General features: G+C 40.1%; 20 protein-coding genes. 4 read left to right on the forward strand and 16 right to left on the reverse strand.

All coding sequences use genetic code 11. The features are described 5' to 3' along the window. Window positions 1–6 precede the first annotated feature (6 nt). From I2I33_RS09270 to I2I33_RS09310, 9 genes are all read right to left on the reverse strand, one after another. Window positions 7–1,275 carry an adenylosuccinate synthase gene (locus I2I33_RS09270; protein WP_087421718.1) on the reverse strand — a complete coding sequence of 423 codons (1,269 nt, stop codon included), beginning with the start codon at window positions 1,273–1,275 and terminating at the stop codon, window positions 7–9. Window positions 1,276–1,317: 42 nt separating this feature from the next. After that, on the reverse strand, window positions 1,318–1,770 hold the full coding sequence (locus I2I33_RS09275; protein WP_087421717.1) for a Fur family transcriptional regulator: 453 nt from the start codon (window positions 1,768–1,770) through the stop codon (window positions 1,318–1,320). Between the two features lie 84 nt (window positions 1,771–1,854). Beyond that, window positions 1,855–4,062, reverse strand: a complete 2,208-nt coding sequence (locus I2I33_RS09280) for a RelA/SpoT family protein (RefSeq protein ID WP_087421716.1) — start codon at window positions 4,060–4,062, stop codon at window positions 1,855–1,857. Between the two features lie 110 nt (window positions 4,063–4,172). Further along, window positions 4,173–4,997, reverse strand: a complete 825-nt coding sequence (murI, locus tag I2I33_RS09285) for a glutamate racemase (protein ID WP_087421715.1) — start codon at window positions 4,995–4,997, stop codon at window positions 4,173–4,175. A gap of 104 nt (window positions 4,998–5,101) precedes the next feature. Next, a complete protein-coding gene (locus tag I2I33_RS09290; RefSeq protein ID WP_087421714.1) occupies window positions 5,102–5,638 on the reverse strand; it encodes an OmpH family outer membrane protein in 537 nt (178 codons plus the stop codon). 168 nt (window positions 5,639–5,806) lie between these two features. Then, on the reverse strand, window positions 5,807–8,353 hold the full coding sequence (locus tag I2I33_RS09295; protein ID WP_087421713.1) for an outer membrane protein assembly factor: 2,547 nt from the start codon (window positions 8,351–8,353) through the stop codon (window positions 5,807–5,809). A 5-nt stretch (window positions 8,354–8,358) separates the two neighbouring features. Then, window positions 8,359–9,087: an isoprenyl transferase gene (locus tag I2I33_RS09300; RefSeq protein WP_087421712.1), complete on the reverse strand. Its 729-nt coding sequence runs from the start codon at window positions 9,085–9,087 to the stop codon at window positions 8,359–8,361. 81 nt (window positions 9,088–9,168) lie between these two features. Then, window positions 9,169–10,074, reverse strand: coding sequence for an NAD kinase (locus tag I2I33_RS09305; RefSeq protein ID WP_087421711.1), 906 nt, complete (start codon window positions 10,072–10,074; stop codon window positions 9,169–9,171). 34 nt (window positions 10,075–10,108) lie between these two features. Next, window positions 10,109–10,774: a CBS domain-containing protein gene (locus I2I33_RS09310; RefSeq protein ID WP_087421710.1), complete on the reverse strand. Its 666-nt coding sequence runs from the start codon at window positions 10,772–10,774 to the stop codon at window positions 10,109–10,111. A 136-nt stretch (window positions 10,775–10,910) separates the two neighbouring features. Here I2I33_RS09310 and I2I33_RS09315 point away from each other — a divergent pair, with 136 nt between their 5' ends. The 4 genes from I2I33_RS09315 to I2I33_RS09330 all read left to right on the forward strand — a co-directional run bounded on the left by I2I33_RS09315 (window position 10,911) and on the right by I2I33_RS09330 (window position 14,838). After that, a complete protein-coding gene (locus I2I33_RS09315; RefSeq protein ID WP_087421709.1) occupies window positions 10,911–11,165 on the forward strand; it encodes a hypothetical protein in 255 nt (84 codons plus the stop codon). Window positions 11,166–11,340: 175 nt separating this feature from the next. Further along, complete coding sequence (locus I2I33_RS09320; protein WP_087421708.1) at window positions 11,341–12,906, forward strand: DUF4301 family protein; 1,566 nt, start codon at window positions 11,341–11,343, stop codon at window positions 12,904–12,906. 120 nt (window positions 12,907–13,026) lie between these two features. Then, window positions 13,027–13,950 (forward strand): DUF368 domain-containing protein, encoded by a 924-nt coding sequence (locus tag I2I33_RS09325; RefSeq protein ID WP_229128249.1) that lies wholly within the window; start codon window positions 13,027–13,029, stop codon window positions 13,948–13,950. Between the two features lie 147 nt (window positions 13,951–14,097). Then, window positions 14,098–14,838, forward strand: a complete 741-nt coding sequence (locus I2I33_RS09330) for a shikimate dehydrogenase family protein (RefSeq protein WP_087421707.1) — start codon at window positions 14,098–14,100, stop codon at window positions 14,836–14,838. A gap of 12 nt (window positions 14,839–14,850) precedes the next feature. Here the strand turns inward: I2I33_RS09330 and I2I33_RS09335 are convergent, their stop codons facing one another. From I2I33_RS09335 to I2I33_RS09365, 7 genes are all read right to left on the reverse strand, one after another. Next, window positions 14,851–15,384, reverse strand: coding sequence for a hypothetical protein (locus I2I33_RS09335; RefSeq protein ID WP_087421706.1), 534 nt, complete (start codon window positions 15,382–15,384; stop codon window positions 14,851–14,853). Between the two features lie 143 nt (window positions 15,385–15,527). Further along, the gene (locus I2I33_RS09340) at window positions 15,528–15,908 is read right to left on the reverse strand and encodes a hypothetical protein (protein ID WP_087421705.1); all 381 of its coding nucleotides are present in this window, start codon (window positions 15,906–15,908) and stop codon (window positions 15,528–15,530) included. A 59-nt stretch (window positions 15,909–15,967) separates the two neighbouring features. Further along, a complete protein-coding gene (locus I2I33_RS09345; protein WP_229128250.1) occupies window positions 15,968–16,891 on the reverse strand; it encodes a serine protease in 924 nt (307 codons plus the stop codon). A gap of 130 nt (window positions 16,892–17,021) precedes the next feature. Further along, entirely contained in the window at window positions 17,022–18,161 is a 1,140-nt protein-coding gene (locus I2I33_RS09350) for a TlpA disulfide reductase family protein (RefSeq protein ID WP_162613826.1), read from the reverse strand. Between the two features lie 241 nt (window positions 18,162–18,402). After that, a complete protein-coding gene (locus tag I2I33_RS09355; protein WP_229128251.1) occupies window positions 18,403–19,488 on the reverse strand; it encodes a thioredoxin family protein in 1,086 nt (361 codons plus the stop codon). Between the two features lie 60 nt (window positions 19,489–19,548). Continuing rightward, on the reverse strand, window positions 19,549–20,088 hold the full coding sequence (locus I2I33_RS09360) for a hypothetical protein (protein ID WP_087421703.1): 540 nt from the start codon (window positions 20,086–20,088) through the stop codon (window positions 19,549–19,551). Between the two features lie 9 nt (window positions 20,089–20,097). Further along, window positions 20,098–21,564 (reverse strand): RagB/SusD family nutrient uptake outer membrane protein, encoded by a 1,467-nt coding sequence (locus I2I33_RS09365; RefSeq protein WP_087421702.1) that lies wholly within the window; start codon window positions 21,562–21,564, stop codon window positions 20,098–20,100.

Here is a 21,564-nt window from a genome sequence, read left to right on the forward strand (position 1 = left end):
TATTCTTTACTCCATATAGCGAATAATCGTTTGTTCTCGATCCGGTCCCACAGATACAATCTTGATCGGAACCCCGGTCTCCTCTTCCAAGAATGCCAAATAATTATTGAACTCTTCCGGAAATTCATCCTCTGAAGTCATTTTTGTCATATCACATTTCCAACCCGATAACTCGGTATAGATCGGTTTTACTCCTTCCGTAATGTCATACGGGAAATAATCAACCTCTTCTCCATTCACCTCGTAAGCAACACAAGCAGAAATCGTGTCAAAAGTATCCAGCACGTCACTCTTCATCATGATTAACTGGGTTACCCCATTAATCATGATAGCATATTTCAACGCCACCAAATCTACCCATCCACAACGACGTTTACGACCAGTTACGGCTCCAAACTCATGGCCCAACTCACAAAGTTTTTCTCCCGTTTCGTTTTCCAGTTCCGTTGGGAATGGTCCGCTACCTACGCGGGTACAATATGCTTTGAAGATACCATAAACCTCCCCGATACGATGAGGAGCAACACCCAATCCCGTACAAGCCCCGGCACAAACCGTGTTGGACGAGGTTACAAAAGGATAAGAACCAAAATCTATATCCAGCATGGTTCCCTGAGCCCCTTCGGCCAAAATGGATTTTTCATCATCCAGCAATCGGTTAATCTCATGTTCACTATCCACCAACTCGAATTGTTTCAGATATTCGATTCCTTCCAACCACTCTTTCTCCGCTACCGCTAAATCGTAAGCAAAGTTTAAACTTTTCAATATCTGTTCGTGACGAGCCTTCGCCTTCGCATATTTTATATCGAAATCATGTAGAATATCACCTACACGAACACCGTTTCTACTAATTTTATCCGTGTATGTCGGTCCGATCCCTTTTCCGGTAGTCCCCACTTTAGCATCACCCTTGGCAGCCTCGTAAGCAGCATCAAGAAATCGATGGGTCGGCAGAATCAGATGTGCCTTTTTGGATATATGAAGTCTTTTTTTCAAATCATGACCAGACGCCGCCAATGCTTCTGCTTCCGCTTTAAACAAAGCAGGATCGATCACGACACCATTACCGATGATATTGACTTTATCTCCTTGAAAAATTCCGGATGGAATGGAACGAAGTACATATTTCTGACCTTCGAATTCAAGCGTGTGCCCTGCATTAGGCCCTCCTTGAAAACGAGCCACGACATCATAGTTCGGGGTTAACACGTCAACTACTTTTCCCTTACCTTCATCTCCCCACTGTAATCCCAACAATACATCTACTTTCATCTGATACTATATTTTTATGAAACAAACGTGCAAAATTAATATTTATTTCTTACCTGCCAACTTACAATTGCTGCAAATACCATAAATATAAAGCATATGATGATGAACGGTAAAATCATACTTTTCTTCCACGTGTTCGACAATTTCTTCCAACCGTGAATCAGCGAATTCCTCCACTTTCCCGCACACCTTGCATACAATATGTTCATGTTTCCGGTTATTGTATGCTCGTTCGAATTGAGCTATATTATTCCCGAACTGATGTTTGATCACCAGCTTACATTCCAACAACAAATCTATCGTATTGTACAATGTTGCACGACTAACCCTGTAATTTTTATTCTTCATAAATACGTACAAGGATTCTATATCAAAGTGCCCGGAATGAGAATAAATCTCATCTAAAATAGCGTATCTCTCTGGCGTCTTGCGATGCCCTTTCTGCTGCAGGTAAGTGGTAAAAATCTCTTTTACCGTCTCCTTTATTTTTTCCATTGAGTCCAAAGCTAATTCTATTTACAACATCGCTAAGTTACAATAATTATCCGAAGTTCTATCTTTATTTAGACAAAATTTAATTTAGACATCTAAATTCTCTACCCGAGAAACGTTCTCCACTCCCTTCAGAGACGCGATCTTCATCATTAAATTATTCAAGTCGGCCGTGTTATGCACGTACAAATGGATCATCCCCTCGAAAATCCCATCCTTGGTTTCAAAATGCACCGTCCTCATGTTCACGTTACTCTCTTTTGATATAATCATCGTAATATCACTCACGATTCCGATGCTATCAATACCGTTTAATTTGATCACGGCAAGGAAAGACATGATCTTGTGACTGACCCATTTCACGGGAACAATTTTGTCCCCGTAACTGGACATCAATCGGATTGCCTCCGGGCATTTCCGTTTATGCACAGTAATCTTATCCCCATCAATCTTCATGCCAACAACATCGTCACCCGGGATAGGGTTACAGCACGGAGCAATGATAAAATCAGAAGCATCATCGATAATATCATTAATTACTTTCCCCTTCTCTTCTTCTTTCTCTTTATCCGGCACGGGCTTATCCTTGTCGCTCTTGAAGAACTGGAGTTTCCAATACTTGACAAATTTATTTTCTGACTTCTTCTTTAAGGCTTTACGCACCTCCTCTATGTCCAAATGTCCTTTAGCAAGACTCACGTATAGATCATCTTTATGCTGCAACTTCAAATGTAATAAAGCCTTATTCAGATTTTCCGCCCCGAAAGGCAATTTCATATCTTCCAGCAATTTTTCAAACATGGTAGTTCCGATACGGATTTGCTCTTTTTTCTCTCTCCGGAAAACCATAAGTATATTATTCCGAGCCTTAGCAGTAACGATAAAATCAAGCCAATCACTCTGTGGCTTCTGTTTATCGCTGGTCAGCACCTCAACCTGGTCGCCACTCTGTAACCGATGACTCATCGGGACCAGTTTGTGATTCACCTTACCGCCTATACATGAATTCCCGATCTCCGTGTGAATATCATAAGCAAAGTCCAAAACAGAAGCTCCTTTCGGAAGTGTTCTCATCTCCCCCTTCGGGGTAAACACCCGGATCTCCTTGGCAAAAAGATTAAGTTTAAATTCATCTAAAAATTCCAACGCATCAGTTCCCGGCTGCTCCAACATCTCCTTGATACCCGCCAACCACTTGTCCACCTCGTTACTCGCTTCGGCATTATCCCCCTTGTATTTCCAGTGTGCAGCCAATCCCTTCTCGGCAATCTCATCCATCCGACGGGAACGAATCTGCACCTCTATCCACTTTCCCCCGGGCCCCATAACGGTAAGATGTAAGGCCTCGTACCCATTAGCCTTCGGAACACTCACCCAATCCCGGATTCTCTCCGGTTTTGGACTATACATATCAGTAATCAACGAGTAAATATTCCAACATTGCCATTTCTCCGGTTGATTATCCTTCGGATCGAACACGATCCTCACGGCAAGCAAATCATATATCTCTTCAAAAGAAATGTGCCTACGCTGCATCTTGGACCACACAGAATAGACACTTTTCGTTCGTGCTGTTATATCATAATGATACCCACTCTCTGTTAAACGCTCCCGAATCGGAGCAATAAATTGCTGATACAAACCGGTATGTTCATCCCGGTAATCATGAATTCGTTTCTCCAGTTCCTGGTATTCAACCGGATTCTCGTACTTCAGACTCAAATCCTCTAACTCCGTCTTGATCGCATGCAATCCCATACGATGCGCCAAGGGGGCATATATATAGAGTGTTTCACTCGCTATCTTCACTTGTTTATGTTCCGGCATGGAATCAAGCGTTCGCATATTATGCAAACGGTCAGCAATCTTGATCAGAATTACCCTCACATCATCTGCTAACGTCAGAATCATCTTACGAAAACTCTCGGCCTGCTTGGTCGTATTAGACCCCATAACCTCGCTAATTTTCGTCAACCCGTCAACGAGTGAAGCTATTTTAGGGCCAAAAAGATTGGCAATATCCTCCACCGTGTAATCGGTATCTTCCACCACATCATGCAGGAGTGCAGCTACAGCCGATTTCGTACCCAATCCGATCTCCTTTACCGCAATCTTCGCCACGGCCAAGGGATGCAATATATAAGGTTCCCCTGACTTACGTCTAACTCCTTGATGAGCTTCCCGGGCAAATTCAAATGCCCTGCGAATCATTTTCACACTCTCCTCAGTCGTCCCCTTTCGCAAAGATTTTATCAAATCATCGAAAGCCGTTTCAATCATTTCCTGCTCGTCCATAACCTAAAACAATTTTAAATTTTAGATTTTAAATTTTAGATAGAAGAAGACAGCGATTCCATTCATTCTAAATTCTAAACTTTAAATTCTAAATTATTGAATCTCTATTTTTACAGTTCTACATGCCGGGATGTCACTTCCGCCTGCATAAATAGCGCTGCCATCTTATCAAACATTCCACCTTTCTCCGTGGTCAAGAATTCAATCTGCCCCCCCCGGGAAAGTTCTCGTTCCATCTCCGGGTGTCGACACAAATAGTCTTTCAAACTTCGTGCTACAATTTCACCCTGCTGGATGACGGTTATCCCTTCCGGAATAAAGCGGTCAATAACACTTCTCAACAACGGATAATGCGTACAAGCCAACACGAGAGTGTCAATCTGCGAATCAGCTTGCAGAATTGTATCTATATACTTCTGTACAAAGAAAGCCGCCCCCGGAGAATTCATCTCGTTATTCTCCACGATCGGAACCCACATGGGACAAGCCTGCTGCGTGACCAGAAATCCCTTCTCCGAATGAATTTTGGCAATCTCCAACAAATACGACTCAGACGCCACGGTCCCCGAAGTTGCCAAGATACCGATATGCCCATTCCCGGTAAAATCCGCCACAGCCTCGACGCTGGGACGAATAACCCCTAACACTCTTCGTTGAGGATCTATCTGGGGCAAATCGACTTGCTGTATCGTCCGTAGTGCTTTCGCCGAGGCCGTGTTACAGGCCAGAATAACCAGCTTACACCCCATCCCGAACAACTTTAAAACCGCCTCTCGCGTGTACTTGTAAACAACATCAAAAGAACGAGTTCCATAAGGTGTACGGGCATTATCTCCCAAGTAAATATAATCATACTCAGGCATCTCTTTTACAATATCTTTCAATATCGTCAATCCCCCATATCCGGAATCAAACACCCCAATCGGACAAGACATATGTCTATTATATTAAATTTATAGCTGCTAATATACCTTTTATTCCCAAAGAATGCAAAAAAAAAGCCGCCCAAAGGGCGACTTTATTTCATTATATATATAAATTATTGAATACCTAATTTTTTCTTTACCAGCGGTAACACATCCTCACTATTATCAGCCATGTACAATAATGCACCTTGACCAAAATTAGGAGTTGCAGCAAAAATATAAGTGAAACCACCTTCTTTGCCTACGGCTTGAACTGCATTTTGAATTTTAGTAATAATCGGCGCTAATAAATCTTCCTGAGTCTTAGCCATTTGTTCTTGAGCTAATTGTTGAAAGTTTTGAATTCTCTCTGCCAATCCTTGAATTTCTTGTTCTTTAGCTGTACGGCTTAATTCAGTCAGTGTTTTAGCATTGGCCTGATATTCTTGCATCAATTTTTGATAATTCTCGTGCATTGCAGTCAATTCTTTTCTAATCTCTTGCTCCTTAGCTGCTAAATCATCCTGTGCCTTTTTAAACTCCGGCATACTTGTCATCACCTTTTGAACATCAAGATGACCTAACTTAATTGGTTTTGCAGTTTGAGCAGAAGTAGCAAAAGCAGCAAACATAAATGCTACTAAAGCAAATAATTTCAACGTATTCTTCATAATGTTTGTCTTTAAAATGATCTACAAAAGTAATAAAATAAAATTCCTTTTCCTAGCCTACATACATAATGTATGCAAAGAAGCTCAAAATTATTTAGAGATTCAGTGATTTACGATTATGTGATTGTATTAAATCACGAAACCTGCAATCACTAAATCACTCCATTTCTAAAATTCTTGTCCTAACACGAAGTGGAATTGTGAACCACCAGCACCACTACGTCCCGGCACATCGTCAAATCCATATCCCCAGTCAATACCGAGCAAACCAAACATCGGGAGGAATACACGCAAACCGACGCCGGCAGAACGGTACAAATTGAAGGGTTCAAAATCTTTCAACTCGTACCAAGAGTTACCTGCTTCCAAGAATCCTAAAGCATAAATCGTTGCTGATTGTGCCAAAGAAATCGGGTAACGCAACTCCATCGTGAACTTGGAATACAAGCTTGCATCTGAAGATTTCGGGGCAATAAAAGATGAACCGGCATTAGTCAATGATCCGTTTTCATAACCGCGTAATCCCACGTATTCTCTACCATACAAGCTATATCCTGACATTCCGTCACCACCCATCTCGAATCCCTCGAACGGAGATTTTTTGTTCTTATCATAGTAACCCAAGTACCCGTACTGTGCCGAAGCATACAACACTAACGGACGTTTCTCACTACGAGTCAACGGCATGAAAATCTTTCCGCTGAATTTCCACTTATGATATTCGATCCATCTATACTTCACTTGATCCTTCTCTGCCTCGAAATGACGGTTTGAGAACAAGGAATACGGCGGAGTCAATGTCAATGAGAATGTGAATTCACTACCCATTCTTGTAAACAGCGGGTTGTCAATAGAACTTCTCTTGATAACCGTTGCGATAGACAAGTTATTAGAGTTACCATCACTGAAGATATAATACGGCCAATTCTTCAACTGATAACGCTGGAACGAAATCTCATTATACATCGTAAACCAGTTATCCGGCCAGTTAATTCGTCGTCCTAATCCCACGCTAAGACCGTAAGTCAACATTAACTGACGAGAGTCGTACATCTGAGAAGTATTACTCATATAATAAGAGTTCCGGTAACTACTGGAATATCCCGTTTGCCGAGAGAAATACAATGATACACTCAATGAATTCGGCTTTCTTCCACCTAACCAAGGTTCACGGAAAGACAAACTGAAAGAAGTATAGTATTTACCATTCGTCTGAGCCTTCAAACTAAACGTCTGACCATCTCCCTGCGGCAGAGGCCGGTAAGAATCCCAATTAAATATATTACGAATAGAGAAGTTCGTGAAGGTCAATCCCACAGAACCAATGATCATACCGGCTCCCCAACCTCCGGAAAGTTCGATTTTATCATTCGCTTTTTCAACTAAACCAAATACGACATCAGCCGTTCCTGCCTCTGCATTCACATTTGCCAAATCGGGTTTAATCTGCTCCGGGTCAAAATGTCCCATATTCGCCAACTCTCTGGCACTTCGTATAATATCCTCACGACTGAACAATTCTCCCGGGTAAACATATAGTTCCCGACGAATTACATGCTCGTGCGTTCGATTGTTTCCTTTGATGATTACTTTGTTAATCGTCGCTTGAGGACCTTCAACCACCCGGACTTCCAAGTTAATGGAGTCTTCTCCGGATATAGTCTCCACCGGAACCAACCGGGAGAACAGGTAACCATTATTCTGATATAGATTAGAAACAGCATCATCATCAGATGTCATTCGTTCCTCAAGATATTTACTGTTATAAACATCACCTTTCTTGATATTCAACACATCACTCAAAACATCTGAACCATAAATGGTGTTACCCACCCATGTAATATTATTGAAATAGTATTTGTTTCCTTCTTGTACATCAATATAAATTTTTACCCGCTTAGGTGAAATCTGTACCACGCTATCCGAAAGGATCACAGCATCCCGGAAACCTTTCTCGTTATACTTATCAACAAGAAGGAATTTATCTTCATCGTAATTTTTTTCTATATAATTAGCCGACTTGAAGAAATTACGAAGAGATTTCTCTTTCGTCTTCTTCATGGCACCTTTCAGACGACCATCTTTCATTAACTTATTTCCGGTAATGATAATCTCGTCAATCTTGATCTTATTATGTTTCTCCACGATAGCATCCAAGATCACGAAATTACTATGGTCCGGATCATCACGTTGAATAATCCTGATATTCGTGTTATAATATCCCTTTTCTTTCAGATACTTCTCGATCTGCATCTTTAGATTTGACTTCATCAAATCTGTCACCTGGGCACCCGGTAACAAATTCATCTTTTCTTTGATTTTATTCTCCTCTGCTTTTTTCAGCCCGACATAATTAATCTTGGAAAGTTTATGACGCTCCTTTATATATAAAGCCAAATAAACTTTATCTCCTTCGATCTTATCTATGGCAATAGATACATCTGAAAAGATTCCATGCCCATACAATCTCTTAATTGCACGAGTGATTGTTTCTCCGGGAATCTGTACCGCCATCCCGATCGACAATCCAGCCATCTGTGCCAAATAATCCTCATCATAATTCTCCCCTCCCCCAACAGCTCGCACTCCAGCTAGTTCGTAAGTTTTAGGCGAAGAATAAAAAATATCATATTGTTGTGTCGTATCTGCGACTTGGGCCTTTGCCCCATAAACACACAGTATAAAGATTAATAAAAGCGTTATTTTTCCTGTCATCTGAGTCACTTTTTTAGTTGCTCTCCGGTTAACCCGAATCGTCTTTCTCTTTTTTGAAAATTACGAATGGCCAAATATAAGTCTTCTTTTTCAAAATCGGGCCAAAATTTATCAAGAAAATATAGTTCAGTATACGCTAATTGCCATAAAAGGAAATTACTAAGCCTACATTCACCACTTGTTCGGATCAATAAATCGGGATCAGGGATTCCCGACGTCGTCAGGTAAGTGGAAAAATCTGCGTCTGTAAATGCCTCAACATCTTCTATTTTGCCATCCCGCACATCTTGAACTATCCGCTTGGCCGCTGTCAAAATCTCCCATCTTGCCCCATAACTTAATGCCAACACTAGAGTTAACCCGGTATTAGATGCCGTTCTCGTTATTAATCCCTGTAACTTGTTATATACCTCTTCCGGCAAATCCGACAAATTCCCGATAGCCTTCACCCGGACTTGTTTTCTCATCAAATTATCAGTTTCAGCCAAAATAGCATCCACCATCAAACCCATCAACACGTCTATCTCTTTCTTCGGACGATTCCAGTTCTCTATCGAAAAAGCATATAAAGTCAAATACTTCACCCCGATCTCCCCGGCAGCCTCCATTGCTGTTCTTACCGCATCTACTCCTTTTTTATGACCTTCCCATCTCTCCAAACCGTGACTTTTGGCCCACCTTCCGTTTCCATCCATAATAATTGCCACGTGTTCCGGTATATTCTCTTTATCCATAATTAATTGAAAATTGAAAATTGAAAATTGAAAATTACTTTTCACTCTCCAATAAAATTAACCCTATTATTTAAAATTGTTTCAACTTTTATCTTTCTTGTTTCTCTTGTCCTCGCCCCAATTCAATTTATTCCGTAACGTGTCGTAATAACTATGATCAGGCATTTTCACAACATTCATTTTAAAATCGCCCGAAGATATAAATAATTCGTGATTATCCGACATTCTTTGCATACGAGAATCAGCACTCAACATGAAGTCTCCTGAACGACTCTCCACTTTTAAACGGATTTGCACATTACCAGGCAAAATCAAGGGACGCATATTCAAATTATGCGGGCTTACCGGAGTTATGATCAAGTTATCGCAACCAAAAGCCACGATCGGCCCCCCGCAACTTAACGAGTAGGCAGTAGACCCGGTAGGCGTGGCCACGATCACGCCATCAGCCCAGTATGTGGTGAGATATTCTTCCCCGATATAAGCATGAACCTTCAACAAAGAGGAACGTTCTGTCTTCAATACACTTATCTCATTCAATGCATAATTAAATTCAGCAAAAGGATTATCTTTCATCTCGAATTTCACCAACGCACGCTGTTCCACGTCAAAGTCTCCGGCACATAACCAATGAATAGCCTGAGGAATCTCTTCTTGAGCTATATTAGCCAAAAAACCCAACCGCCCGCTATTGATGCCCAACACAGGAACACCATGATTTTTCACTCGCATCGCAGAATCAAGAAATGTCCCGTCTCCTCCCACGCTGAACAAAACATCCGTATCCCGATCAACATCCTCCTCATAAAACGCTTGAAACACATCAGAAATACCACATTTTTCCCTCAAAAAATCATAGAAAGGTTTATAACAAGTCAAACAAACCCCTCGCTCATTCAGATCACGCAACATTTGTTTGAAATAAGGATAAAACTCTTCATGAATCACCCGTCCGTAAATCGCAACTTTACTTATTTTTGAACACATCTATTTATTTTAGATTCAATTAATTTAAAACTTCCTACATTTCCATAAACTTCAACAACTGCCCGTAACGATCTTTCATCTCTTCATTCATCTCTTCACCGGAAACAAAAGTATTTTTGATCACATAACGATAACGAATAAAAGTATCCAGAATCGGTTCTATCCGGGCCGTATTCACTTTAAGAGTAATCGCCACTTTATTAGAATCCGGCATACACGTAACATAGCAACTCAACACCTTCGCCTCGTTATACTCCACGATTTGGGCGACCTCGGCCAAAGAATAATCAATTTTATTTACTTCCAACACGATAATCCCGCCAGGATCGTCTATACACAAAAGTTTATCAATATTATGCAAGATGTCTGTTAACAAAATAGCTCCCTGATATACCTCTTTTCGGTTCAAAACCGGTACCACCGACAAAAGCCGTGAAGAGGCAACCCCGATAACATCATACATATGTACATCTTCGTAAACGAAAGTCATTTCCCTGGGTATATCCAACTTACCGATCGGATCATGAATACTCCCGTGCGCATACATGATTTCATCAGATAACAACCCCACGTACGTTTCTCCATCCAAGACAGGCAAATGAGACACCCGAAACAAGTCCATCCACCCCAATGCCTGGGCACAAGTATCATCCTTCTTCAATACCGGTACAACATTTGATAGTAAACTTGATGCGATCATATTTATTTCATTTCTCGCCCTAAAGATACATTATTTTCCCCAGTAAATTCCACCCTTAAAATAATTTTCAATTTTCAATATCACCGTTTTCAATTATTTCTATATTTGCCACGTAAATTTAAAAACAGTGAACATCATGTTACCAAAATTTCTTATTGCAGACAATTCCCAGGAAGCACCAGATCTAGTATATGTTGTGCACACGGAAAAGCCTCAATGTATTATTCAATGTGACATGGATGGCTTTTACAGCAACCAGAAAATTTACTGGATTGACGAAGAGCCTCTCTGCACAGACGACATTGAATCTCTCATGGAAGAAGCGGAAGAATTTTTCGAAACCGAATTAGAGAATCAAGAAGAATTATATGACGAAGAAGAAGACAATTAATTGTCTTCTTTCTCGTATAAATAACAAGCTAACAAGTTACAAGTTCACGATAAACACCCATAACCCTCAGAGTCAGAGACTCACCCGGCAGCCTGCAACGCAAAAGACAAATTTTGCTTTCTGCACAATAATTCGTAACTTGCAAAACTATTTACGTACTTACAAACCTGAAATTATGTACACGAAAAGTGATCTCAAACAATTTAAACGCAGGGGAATAAAACCCGAGCAAATTGAAAACCAGCTTGAAAATTTCAAGCAGGGGTTTGATTTTGTACAGATTCGGGATGCGGCAACAATAAACAACGGAATCTACGGTTTGAATGACGAACAAGCCGATGAATTCATCCGCATCTTCGAGGAAAGAATGAATTCGTTGAAAATCGTGAAAATGGTTCCGGCCTCCGGTTCCGCATCACGCATGTTCAAAACGCTAAATACGTTTTTCAACACGTACACGGGTAGCGATGAAGACTATTTGAAATTCCGGCAAGACAAGGAACCCGGAAGTATATTCTCGTTCTTCGAGAAATTGAAAGAATTTCCATTCTATCCACACCTAAAAGAGGCTCTTTACAAAGATCGCCTTGATTTAGACAAATTACTCTGGAAGAATCAACTCATTGAAATTCTAGAATACATCCTTACCCCCAAGGGGCTTAATTACAATGCCACACCCAAGGGATTAATTGATTTCCATATTTACAGGGACCATATCCGCACGGCTGTTGAAGAACACTTGGTAGAAGCGGCACTCTACGCCAACGACGGTAAGGAAGCTCATATTCATTTCACGGTATCAGAAGAACATATAGGCAAATTCAAAGCCCTCATGAAATCTGTTCTCAAAAATTACCAGAAAGAATTCAACTTGAAATACGACATTACGTATTCTGTCCAGTCGCCAGCAACAGATACTGTGAGTCTCGATACAGAAGATAATCTCGTGAGAGACAACGAGGGAAACATCGTGTTCCGCCCCGGTGGTCATGGTGCATTGATTCACAACCTCAATGACCTGAAAGAAGACCTAATCTTCATCAAAAACATTGACAACGTGGCACCCGATCGTAGCAAGGCAGACACAGTAAAATACAAGAAAATCCTTGCCGGAGTTTTGTTAAAAACACAGAACCAGATTTTCAATTACATGAAAATCTTAAGCAAGAAAAACAGTATTACAGACGAAAATTTGAATGAAATCGAGCAATATATCTACGACCACCTCGGTTATAAACCCAAAGAGGGATTAGTTCATACTGACCGTAAGGAAAGAGTCGCTTATTTAAAACAATTACTTGATCGACCATTGCGTGTATGCGGAATGGTGAAAAATGAAGGAGAACCGGGTGGAGGACCGTTCTGGGTTGAAGACCACGAACATGCAACACGCTTGATGATCGTGGAGAGCGCTCAAGTCAACCTGAAAGATCGAAATCAGAAAAAAATATTCACCCAATCAACCCACTTTAATCCCGTGGACATCGTATGTAGTACCTATAACTATAAAGGTAAGAAATATGACTTGACCAAATACATCGATAACACACAGGGATTCATCACCAGCAAATCACTAGGCGGGAAAGATATTAAAGTTCAAGAACTACCCGGATTGTGGAATGGTGCCATGGCCAATTGGAACACGATATTCGTGGAAGTTCCGCTATCCACCTTCACCCCGGTAAAAACTGTCTTTGACTTGTTGCGTTTTGAACACCGTAACGTGTTTAAAGTAGAATAAATGAATTTAGATTTACGATTTATGATTTCAGGTAATTCATAAATCGTAAATCAAAAATGTTGATTCGTGAAAGGAAATCTAAAATTTAAAATTTAAAATCAAGAAATTAATTTGTTGTTCATGGAGAAGAAAAAGAACTACTTACTATTAGTACTTAGAGGATGTGCCATGGGTGCCGCAGACGTAATCCCGGGTGTTTCAGGAGGTACTATTGCATTTATCACGGGTATCTATGAAGAGTTGATCGAGTCGATTCGATCAATAAACCTGAAAGCATTACGTTTGTTGGGAACCTTCCAGTTAAAAGAGTTTTGGAAACACATTAACGGAAACTTTTTAATTTCTGTCGTTGCAGGTATTGCCATATCCATATTTTCACTGGCAAAATTGATGAAATACTTGCTAGAAACCCACCCGTTATACATTTGGTCCTTTTTCTTTGGTCTCATCATTATTTCTGCCCTCATGGTTTCAAGAGAAATAAAAAAATGGGATATACTAACCATCACCTCGTTAATCGTTGGCGCCATCATCGCGTACACGATCACGGTTCTCTCCCCAACCAGTACTCCGAATGACTGGTGGTTTATTCTCCTTTCCGGGGCTATCGCCATTTGCGCCATGATCCTACCGGGAATATCCGGTGCCTTCATTCTGTTACTTTTAGGGAAATACGAATACATCATTACCGCCGTCAGCGAATTCAACATTCCCGTTCTACTTACCTTCTTAGTTGGAGCTGTGGCTGGTATAGTCGCTTTCTCACACTTGCTATCCTGGTTATTGAAAAACTATCATGGAATGACAGTAGCCCTATTAACAGGATTCATGGTCGGATCACTCAACAAAATCTGGCCCTGGAAAATTACAGATACAGAACTGGTTAACGGGATTGCTTTTGATGTTGAAAAAAACGTTCTCCCCAATACCTTCGAGCAAGTTAACGAGAGCGATCCTCTTGTATGGCAGGCAATCCTCATGTGTATCATTGGTATTTTACTCATATGGGGTATTGAAAAACTAGCAGTAATACTTAAAAAATAGTTCGCAAAGTTTATAAAGTTCGTAAGATTCATAAAGAAACAGAGTCTTTATCTGTCACAAACCGCTGAAGACAAAGTATCCCATAGGGAATTATGTATCTTCCGAACTTTTTAAACCTGATAAAACTCATAAACCACATAAACTCTCATGCAACTTTTCGGATTACTCGGTTTTCCTTTGGGACATTCATTTTCAAAGACTTACTTCACTGAGAAGTTCAAGGCAGAAAAAATAGATGCAGAATTTGTGAACTTCGAATCTGATAATATTGAACAGACACTACAAGTCATTAAAACAACCCCCTCGCTAAAAGGATTTGCCGTCACGATCCCTTACAAGGAGAAGATCATTCCCTATTTAGACCATATCAGCGAGGATGCCAGAAAAATCGGAGCCGTTAATTCCGTGAAAGTAGAACACACGATTTCCGGTTCCATCCTAACCGGATACAACACTGACATCTTAGGTTTCAGAGAATCTTTATTAGAATTTATCCAGACACCGCCTACACAAGCTTTACTTTTAGGCACTGGCGGAGCGTCCAAAGCCGTCCGGAATGCACTTGCCTCTTTGGGAATAGAAGTATTCACGGTTAGCCGTACCCCCCATTCTTCCTCTGAAATCTCCTACAACCAAGTTGCCCGTTACCTACCCAACACTCCTTTAATTATTAACGCAACCCCCGTGGGGATGTGGCCGTATGTAACCGATTGTCCGGACATTCCTTATCATCTTCTCTCCTCAAATCATTATCTTTTCGACCTTATTTATAATCCGGAAATAACCGAATTCATGCACCGTGGAGAGCAACAAGGAGCACGAATAAAAAACGGCTTACAGATGCTCCATCTGCAAGCCGATTATTCGTGGAAACTCTGGAATACTTAATAGTTCAGAGTATTATTTTAAGAAATAAGCTACTTGTTTCGCCTGAGTCCCCTCACATACTTTGACAGGAGTCATCGGCACGTCATTGTAAGGAATGAATTCCATGACTTGTAACAAAGCATATTGTTCATCTTCACTACAATAAGCCTCCAAGCTTAAATTAGATTGTCCGGAACGGGTCAATGATTGTAAATCATCATACCTATTTTGCTCCAAAATATCATACAATCGTGAGGACTGATTTGCAGCCACATACACTTTATGTTTCTTCAACACCTTTCCTGTTGGTTTGTAAACGTAACGCTCTTTCTTTACCAAAAATGCCACGACTCCCCATGCTGCAACACCTAAACCGAACATAATAACAACAGAAGAAAGCGTATCACTCTGAGCCGTGTTAATATAATTCGCACCATACCAAAGGATTGCAGCACCCAAGATCAACAATGCCAAAGGCTTTATAGGAGATTTTTTCTTTTTTTCTATTTTATCTTTATCTACATTCAAGAGAACATCATCGATATATTCAAATTTACTATCACTCATGACTTTATAATTTTTGTATAATTAAATAGTTTATTTTTTCCACATATTCATGCGTATGTTCTTGTTCCCGAATACAATTCAGTCAAGACACAACTCTACCCGCTAATAATTAACGAGTAGCGTTTTTACAAATAAACCCAAAATCATACAATGATTTCGCGCAACGCAAAGACATAGTATCCAACGTCCTGCTTTAACGCAAAAGAGTCGAGATAATCGTTTTCAATATACCTAAAATAAGGAGTAAAAACCCTTTTATATTCTTCTAAATAAACAGAAATATTATTTTTTTGCAAATAACGAAAAGTCGGTTGCACATTTGTTACATCCTGAACAGTGTTGACCGGTAATGCATTTCCGTTCATCGCCGTCAGCATGGCTAACCGTTCAAAATCATCCTTCTCATGTGAAACAAGTCGCTCTTGCCCCGTTGCCTTTGCTAAATAACGAGTAGAATCTATCCCTTGTCCAAGATAGATTACTGCCACCAAAAGCAACACGCAATATTTCACAAAAACTTTCATTCGATATACCTACAATAATACATGACAAAGGTAAATATTTTTTCGAATATATACTAGTTTTATTCATTCTTTCCCTGCATCAACATTCTCAATGAACTCACAGGAATTGTCAGTTTCACATTCATCTGCTGACTATAAGGCGGCTGATTAGAATAAAATATCGCACGTATACTAGACACCATCGCCACCATGTTTCCACAATCATCCATGATCGGTCCCCCACTTGACCCCTTGGCGTAATCAACCGTAAGTTCCATCCGGCGTGCAAAGGGATCTTTAGCGTCAGAAGTCGTTGTTCGCATAACCACCCCGTTCGTGTATGCATACGGATATCCTTCCGGATGACTTAACAAATGTACCCCTGTCCCCGCCGGGAGGTCATTTCCCAATGGTATCGGGGTAAGCATATCTCCCCGTGTATCAATCTTGAAGAAAGTCACATCTGCAGCTTTATTAAAACTCAAGATCTCGGTAATCGGGTATACTCTCCCCTCTTCCGTGGCAACAAACATAATACTATCCCGTGGATTCAACTTAGCTGTTGAGTCCAGAAATTCCCAAAACACATGGTAATTCGAGACACAAATCCCGTCGTTCGATAACACGACTGCCGTTGCCCAGCCTGTCACTCCTTCCGGATGCATCATCGCACGATGATACTTGTTGACAGTCAACACGCTGCCCCTTCTCTTCTCGATCATATCTTGTGGGCTCAATTTTTTCTTCTCCACCCGTTGAGGTACCAACCAGACCGGAGTACTCTCTTTTACCTGCTGAGCCTGCTGCCGTAACACATGCACCCCACGGAATAACGTTTTTACCTCATCCCGTTTCAAAGAATCCAACAGATCTGCCTCCATGTGCGTATAATCACGATACACAACCTCTTTTTCGTTTTTTTGTCCTTGACACGCTACGGTACCGAATACGACCAAATACAAACCGATACTCAAGAATTTGCGCCAATAATTTATCATCTTCATACTAATCTATTTTAATTCAATAATCTTCGTTTCGTGTACATGACATTTCAAATTCTCAAAAGAGGTATTACACCTTATTAAAAAAGTGTAATTCCCGAACAATTTAAAACATCCTCTTACTGATTTCCCCCTAGTCCTCAAACATTTGCTCCAAAGCCTTCTCCAACTCTTCACCCCTCAAATCTATACCCACGATCTTTCCCTTCGGATCAAGCAAAAAATTACTAGGAATAGCCACCACACCATATAATTTTGAGGCATCGACCTTCACTCCATTCATCCCAGCCAACTGCTCCCAAGGCATCCCATCCTTCTCCACTGCCCTCAACCATGCTTTTTCAGAACCATCCAGAGAATACCCTATTACCGTAAACCCTTTATCTTTAAAACGATTATACACTTCCAGCACATTCACATTTTCCTTACGACAAGGTCCACACCACGACGCCCAAAAATCCAGTAACACGTACTGCCCCCGGAAAGAACTCAACGAAACGTCTCTTCCATTTATATTTTTAGCTGTAAAATCTGGAGCAATACCTCCCATCTCCACCGAGACCGTCTCTTCCAAGAGTTTCCTATATCTCTGCCCTAATTCAGAATTTTTCACCTCCTCATCCAACATTTCAAACAAGGGAATAATCTTTGACTTTTCTCGGGCTATATTATACGTTCTTCCCAACCAATCTAAGGCAACAAGTGATCCCAGATGCTGGTCAAAAAAACGCTTTTCCACCTCGTATAGCCTGCCTTCCATCAAAGTATTCTCCCTATTTAAACTGATAAAAGCCACGTCATCACGATTACGGTACGCTTCACCATATCTTTTTCGGTATCCATCCAACCAATCTCGATAAAAGCTGATACTATCCGTATATACCTGTAAATCAACATTTGATAGCGTTCCGCTTACTCTAGCCCCTCTCAACGTCTTTTCAGCCGACACTTGTATATCTCCCTCTTCAAGAAATACAAACATAGCATCATCCGTGAACCGAACTGCATCCTCAAAGAAAGTTGGATTCTTTTGATCCATACGCACCAATGCCCGTTGTGGGTAAGGTATCCGTCCCTTCAATTCAAATTTCCCATTCATATAAATCGCCGAATCCACCCGAATGCTATCACTCCCATCTTTATAAAACACGAACAATTTATTTTGCGGATTAGTTTCCATCATCACGGTCAAAGTATATTTCCCCTTCACTCCTTGGCAACTCCATACGACAAAACATAGTAAAACAAATACTTGTATATAAACAAATTTCATACCCATTAATTTTATAAACAAACTAAATACTGAGCCAACGAAACCTCTTTTCCATTGACATCCTTGAATACAAATCTCGGACACATATCTCCTTTTTTCAAAACTTTCGTATCCCCCTCATTCATCGTCCATCCAAACAAAGGTAAACACAACAAAAATGCAAAAATAATTTATTCATAACAGTACTTATAAACTTAACAGCTTGTCAAAAATATTTTGACAAGCTGTTATTTTCAATAAATTAATACTTTTCAATCTCCCTGGCAAAGTACTTCAACCCGTCTTGCAACACGACTTTCTCTACCTTAGGCGACAACGACAACGACAGCGCAACCAAATCCTTCTTCTGCTGCTCATTCCATTTCTCTTTCAAGAAAGTGATCGGGCGAAAATACAAATAACTCAACTTTTCCTCTTTCATCATAGGGTAAATCTTCATAATGGCCGCAAAAGCCATGTCCGTATCTGCCAAGAACATCCCCTTCAACAAAGCTACATAATCATACAAATAATCCTTATCCGGCAGATTACAAGCCTTCATGTTCTTCTCGATTACTTCCACCTCTGCAACATCAGTCTCCTTATTTCTCCCACGAATCATATCTTCCAACTGAGTTTCAAACATTGCAGCTAACTTCGCATTCACAGGCTCAACACCCACACTTTTACGGAAATTATCCACATGACTCAACAAATAATTTATATTCTCCGAACCCACAGGTGATATTTCCGGATTCTCGTACAAGAACCAATAGGTGATATACGATTTCTGACCATCACCTAAACTCTTCATCAAATCAGTAGTAACCGCTTTTGCCTTCTCATACTGTTTCGTTGCCTCTAGCGCTTTCAAATAAGATAGCACAAAACGAGTCATCCGATTCCCCGCTGCATATAAAGAATCCATCTTTACGGTAGAAATATCCCCCAAGGCCAACTTCACCTTATAAACAAATTCATTTCCCGTTGAAGTCATCCCCACAATAGTATTAACCAAGCTACCATCCACATTCAATAACAAAAACGTAGGATAAGCTTCCACATTGTATTTTTTCGCAATTTCCGGTCCTTTTCCCTGCTCCATGTCATATTTCACGCACACAAAACGCTCGTTCAAAAAATCCCCCACTTCCTTCAAGGGTAGAACCTCTTTCGCCATGATTTTACACGGCCCACACCACGAAGTGTAACAATCCACAAATACCAATTTATTCTCATCACTAGCCTTTTCCAACGCTTTCTCCAAACTTAAATTTTGAAAATTTGTTTGAGCAAATACTGGTATTATCAAAAACATACAAACATACAACGATATGAATTTTTTCATACTTCATCAATCTATTACAAAAAACAACTCTTTTACCATTATCCTATAAAATCAAGTCAATTAATATTCTCGCTGAGAAAATGTCACCGTTGCCCGATAAAATCTCGAATCCATAATCGGGAGTTCATCAGTCGGTACAATTTCAAAATGTAAGCGAAAATCTTGCCTTGTTCCAGCAATTGTAGGATCATATGTCATGATAACAGGAATATAAACATAAGAGGAATCAGGTGGAATAATCAAAAATTTTTCCATTTCCGGATCATCAAATGCAACATAATTTACCCCTGCCACGGCCACATTCTTATTTGCATAAGAACTACTATCCGTTGAGGAAAGTACACTTTGTTTTAAAACGAGACGACGATCATGGGTACTAATATTTCCCATTACCCATAGCTTAAAATAAAGAGTATCCCTTAATTTTCCCGACGACAAAAGTCCTTCCGCATAAGAATCAGGGTAAGGTGTTGAGTCGTACATACTCCCAGCCCAATAAAAACAAACACCATCTTTCCCTTTATAAAAACCTGGTTTCTCTTCCGTACAAGCACTGAATAGACTCACACAACATACTATAATTACCAATAACTTATTCATAATCAAGAATTATTTTACATCATTAAACTCTTTATCTGGGATAGGTACAATATATTGTTCTTCGGAACAATCTGTTGTTGCACCAACCATACGTCTCACATTATTTCGTTTATAAGTAAAAAAGTTTTGTCCCTCTCCTGCATACTCCCGAATACTTTCTAACATTATTCTCTCTTGACGATTAGATTCTGCTAATGGAACATAATCAATACCTCTTGCCCTACAATATTCCTCATAAACACTATTGGCTTCTGCTAACGTTCCACATTCCATTATAATGAAATACATCTCCGGTAAACGTACTATTGGGAAATTATGAGGAGACGATAACGAAGGTCTAAAATCATCATATCTGTGAATTGTAATTGAAGTCGCAACCCAAACATATTCTCCCTTATCGGCATCCCAACTCCAACCTCCATTCGTTTTCCAGAAATGTACATATCTCAAATCAGTCGCATAATCTTCACCATACAATTCTTTTAAATAAGCCTCTGTGTTGTACAAAGACTCTCCCCTCCAAGGAGAACTAATTGACAAGGCATCAAAGGTTTCATTTTTTATCCCACAAATATGTTCCGAGTAATGAGACAAATCCGTACGTGTATAATCAGAAACATCATCATCGAAAGTAGTAAATGTAAATTTCGAAGTACCATCTTCATTTAACGCCTCTTTAACCAATCGGGCATAACGTAAAGCTTTGTCTTTATCCCCTCTCCATAGGGCGGCTCGTGCTTGTAATGCCAATACACCATAATAATTCATACGACTTTTACGATAAGGCCAAGTGATCGACGTGGAATTAGTTGACTCAAAAGATACAGATAATACAGGATCAGATTTTGCTAAAAACATTTCAGCGCTATCCAAGTCTGCTTGTAGATAATCCATATACTGGTTAAATGTATGATATTCATAATTATCGACATCATTTATTCGCACATAAGGCAGATAAGTCTTACTTACATCAGCTGCAGAGGGTACTGGACCATAAAGACGCAATAAATCCAAATGGCAACATGCCCTATAAGCTAGAGCTTCTCCTCTAACGATATTATATACGCTGGGGGTAATTCCATCTTGATTCTTCACCATTTCGTTAATTAAAGAATTAAGATTAGCTATTACATTATAAGGCAGTCTAAAAATCTCAACATTAACTTCATCCTGAGTATTCATCTGCTCCCAAAGATGATTTGCATACAAATAATTGCTACTACCAGCAAAAACCAAATACGTATTTGCCAACACTTCAACAAAAGTATAATTTCCTCCTCCACCAAATCTCCCCACTGGCCCGTAAACATCCTTTCCAATATAGTATGCCCCATTCAATCCTTGAGTTACCCCAACATCTGTTTTAAATAAAGTCTCTGCGGTTACAGATGTTTCCGGTTGTATTGTCAACCAATCAGAACATCCACAACACAAAAGTACGCTCCACAGACCAATCATATATATTTTTCTCTTCAT

The organism is Butyricimonas sp. BSD2780061689_150309_C8, from assembly GCF_015560935.1.
In the GTDB taxonomy this organism is placed as follows: domain Bacteria; phylum Bacteroidota; class Bacteroidia; order Bacteroidales; family Marinifilaceae; genus Butyricimonas; species Butyricimonas paravirosa.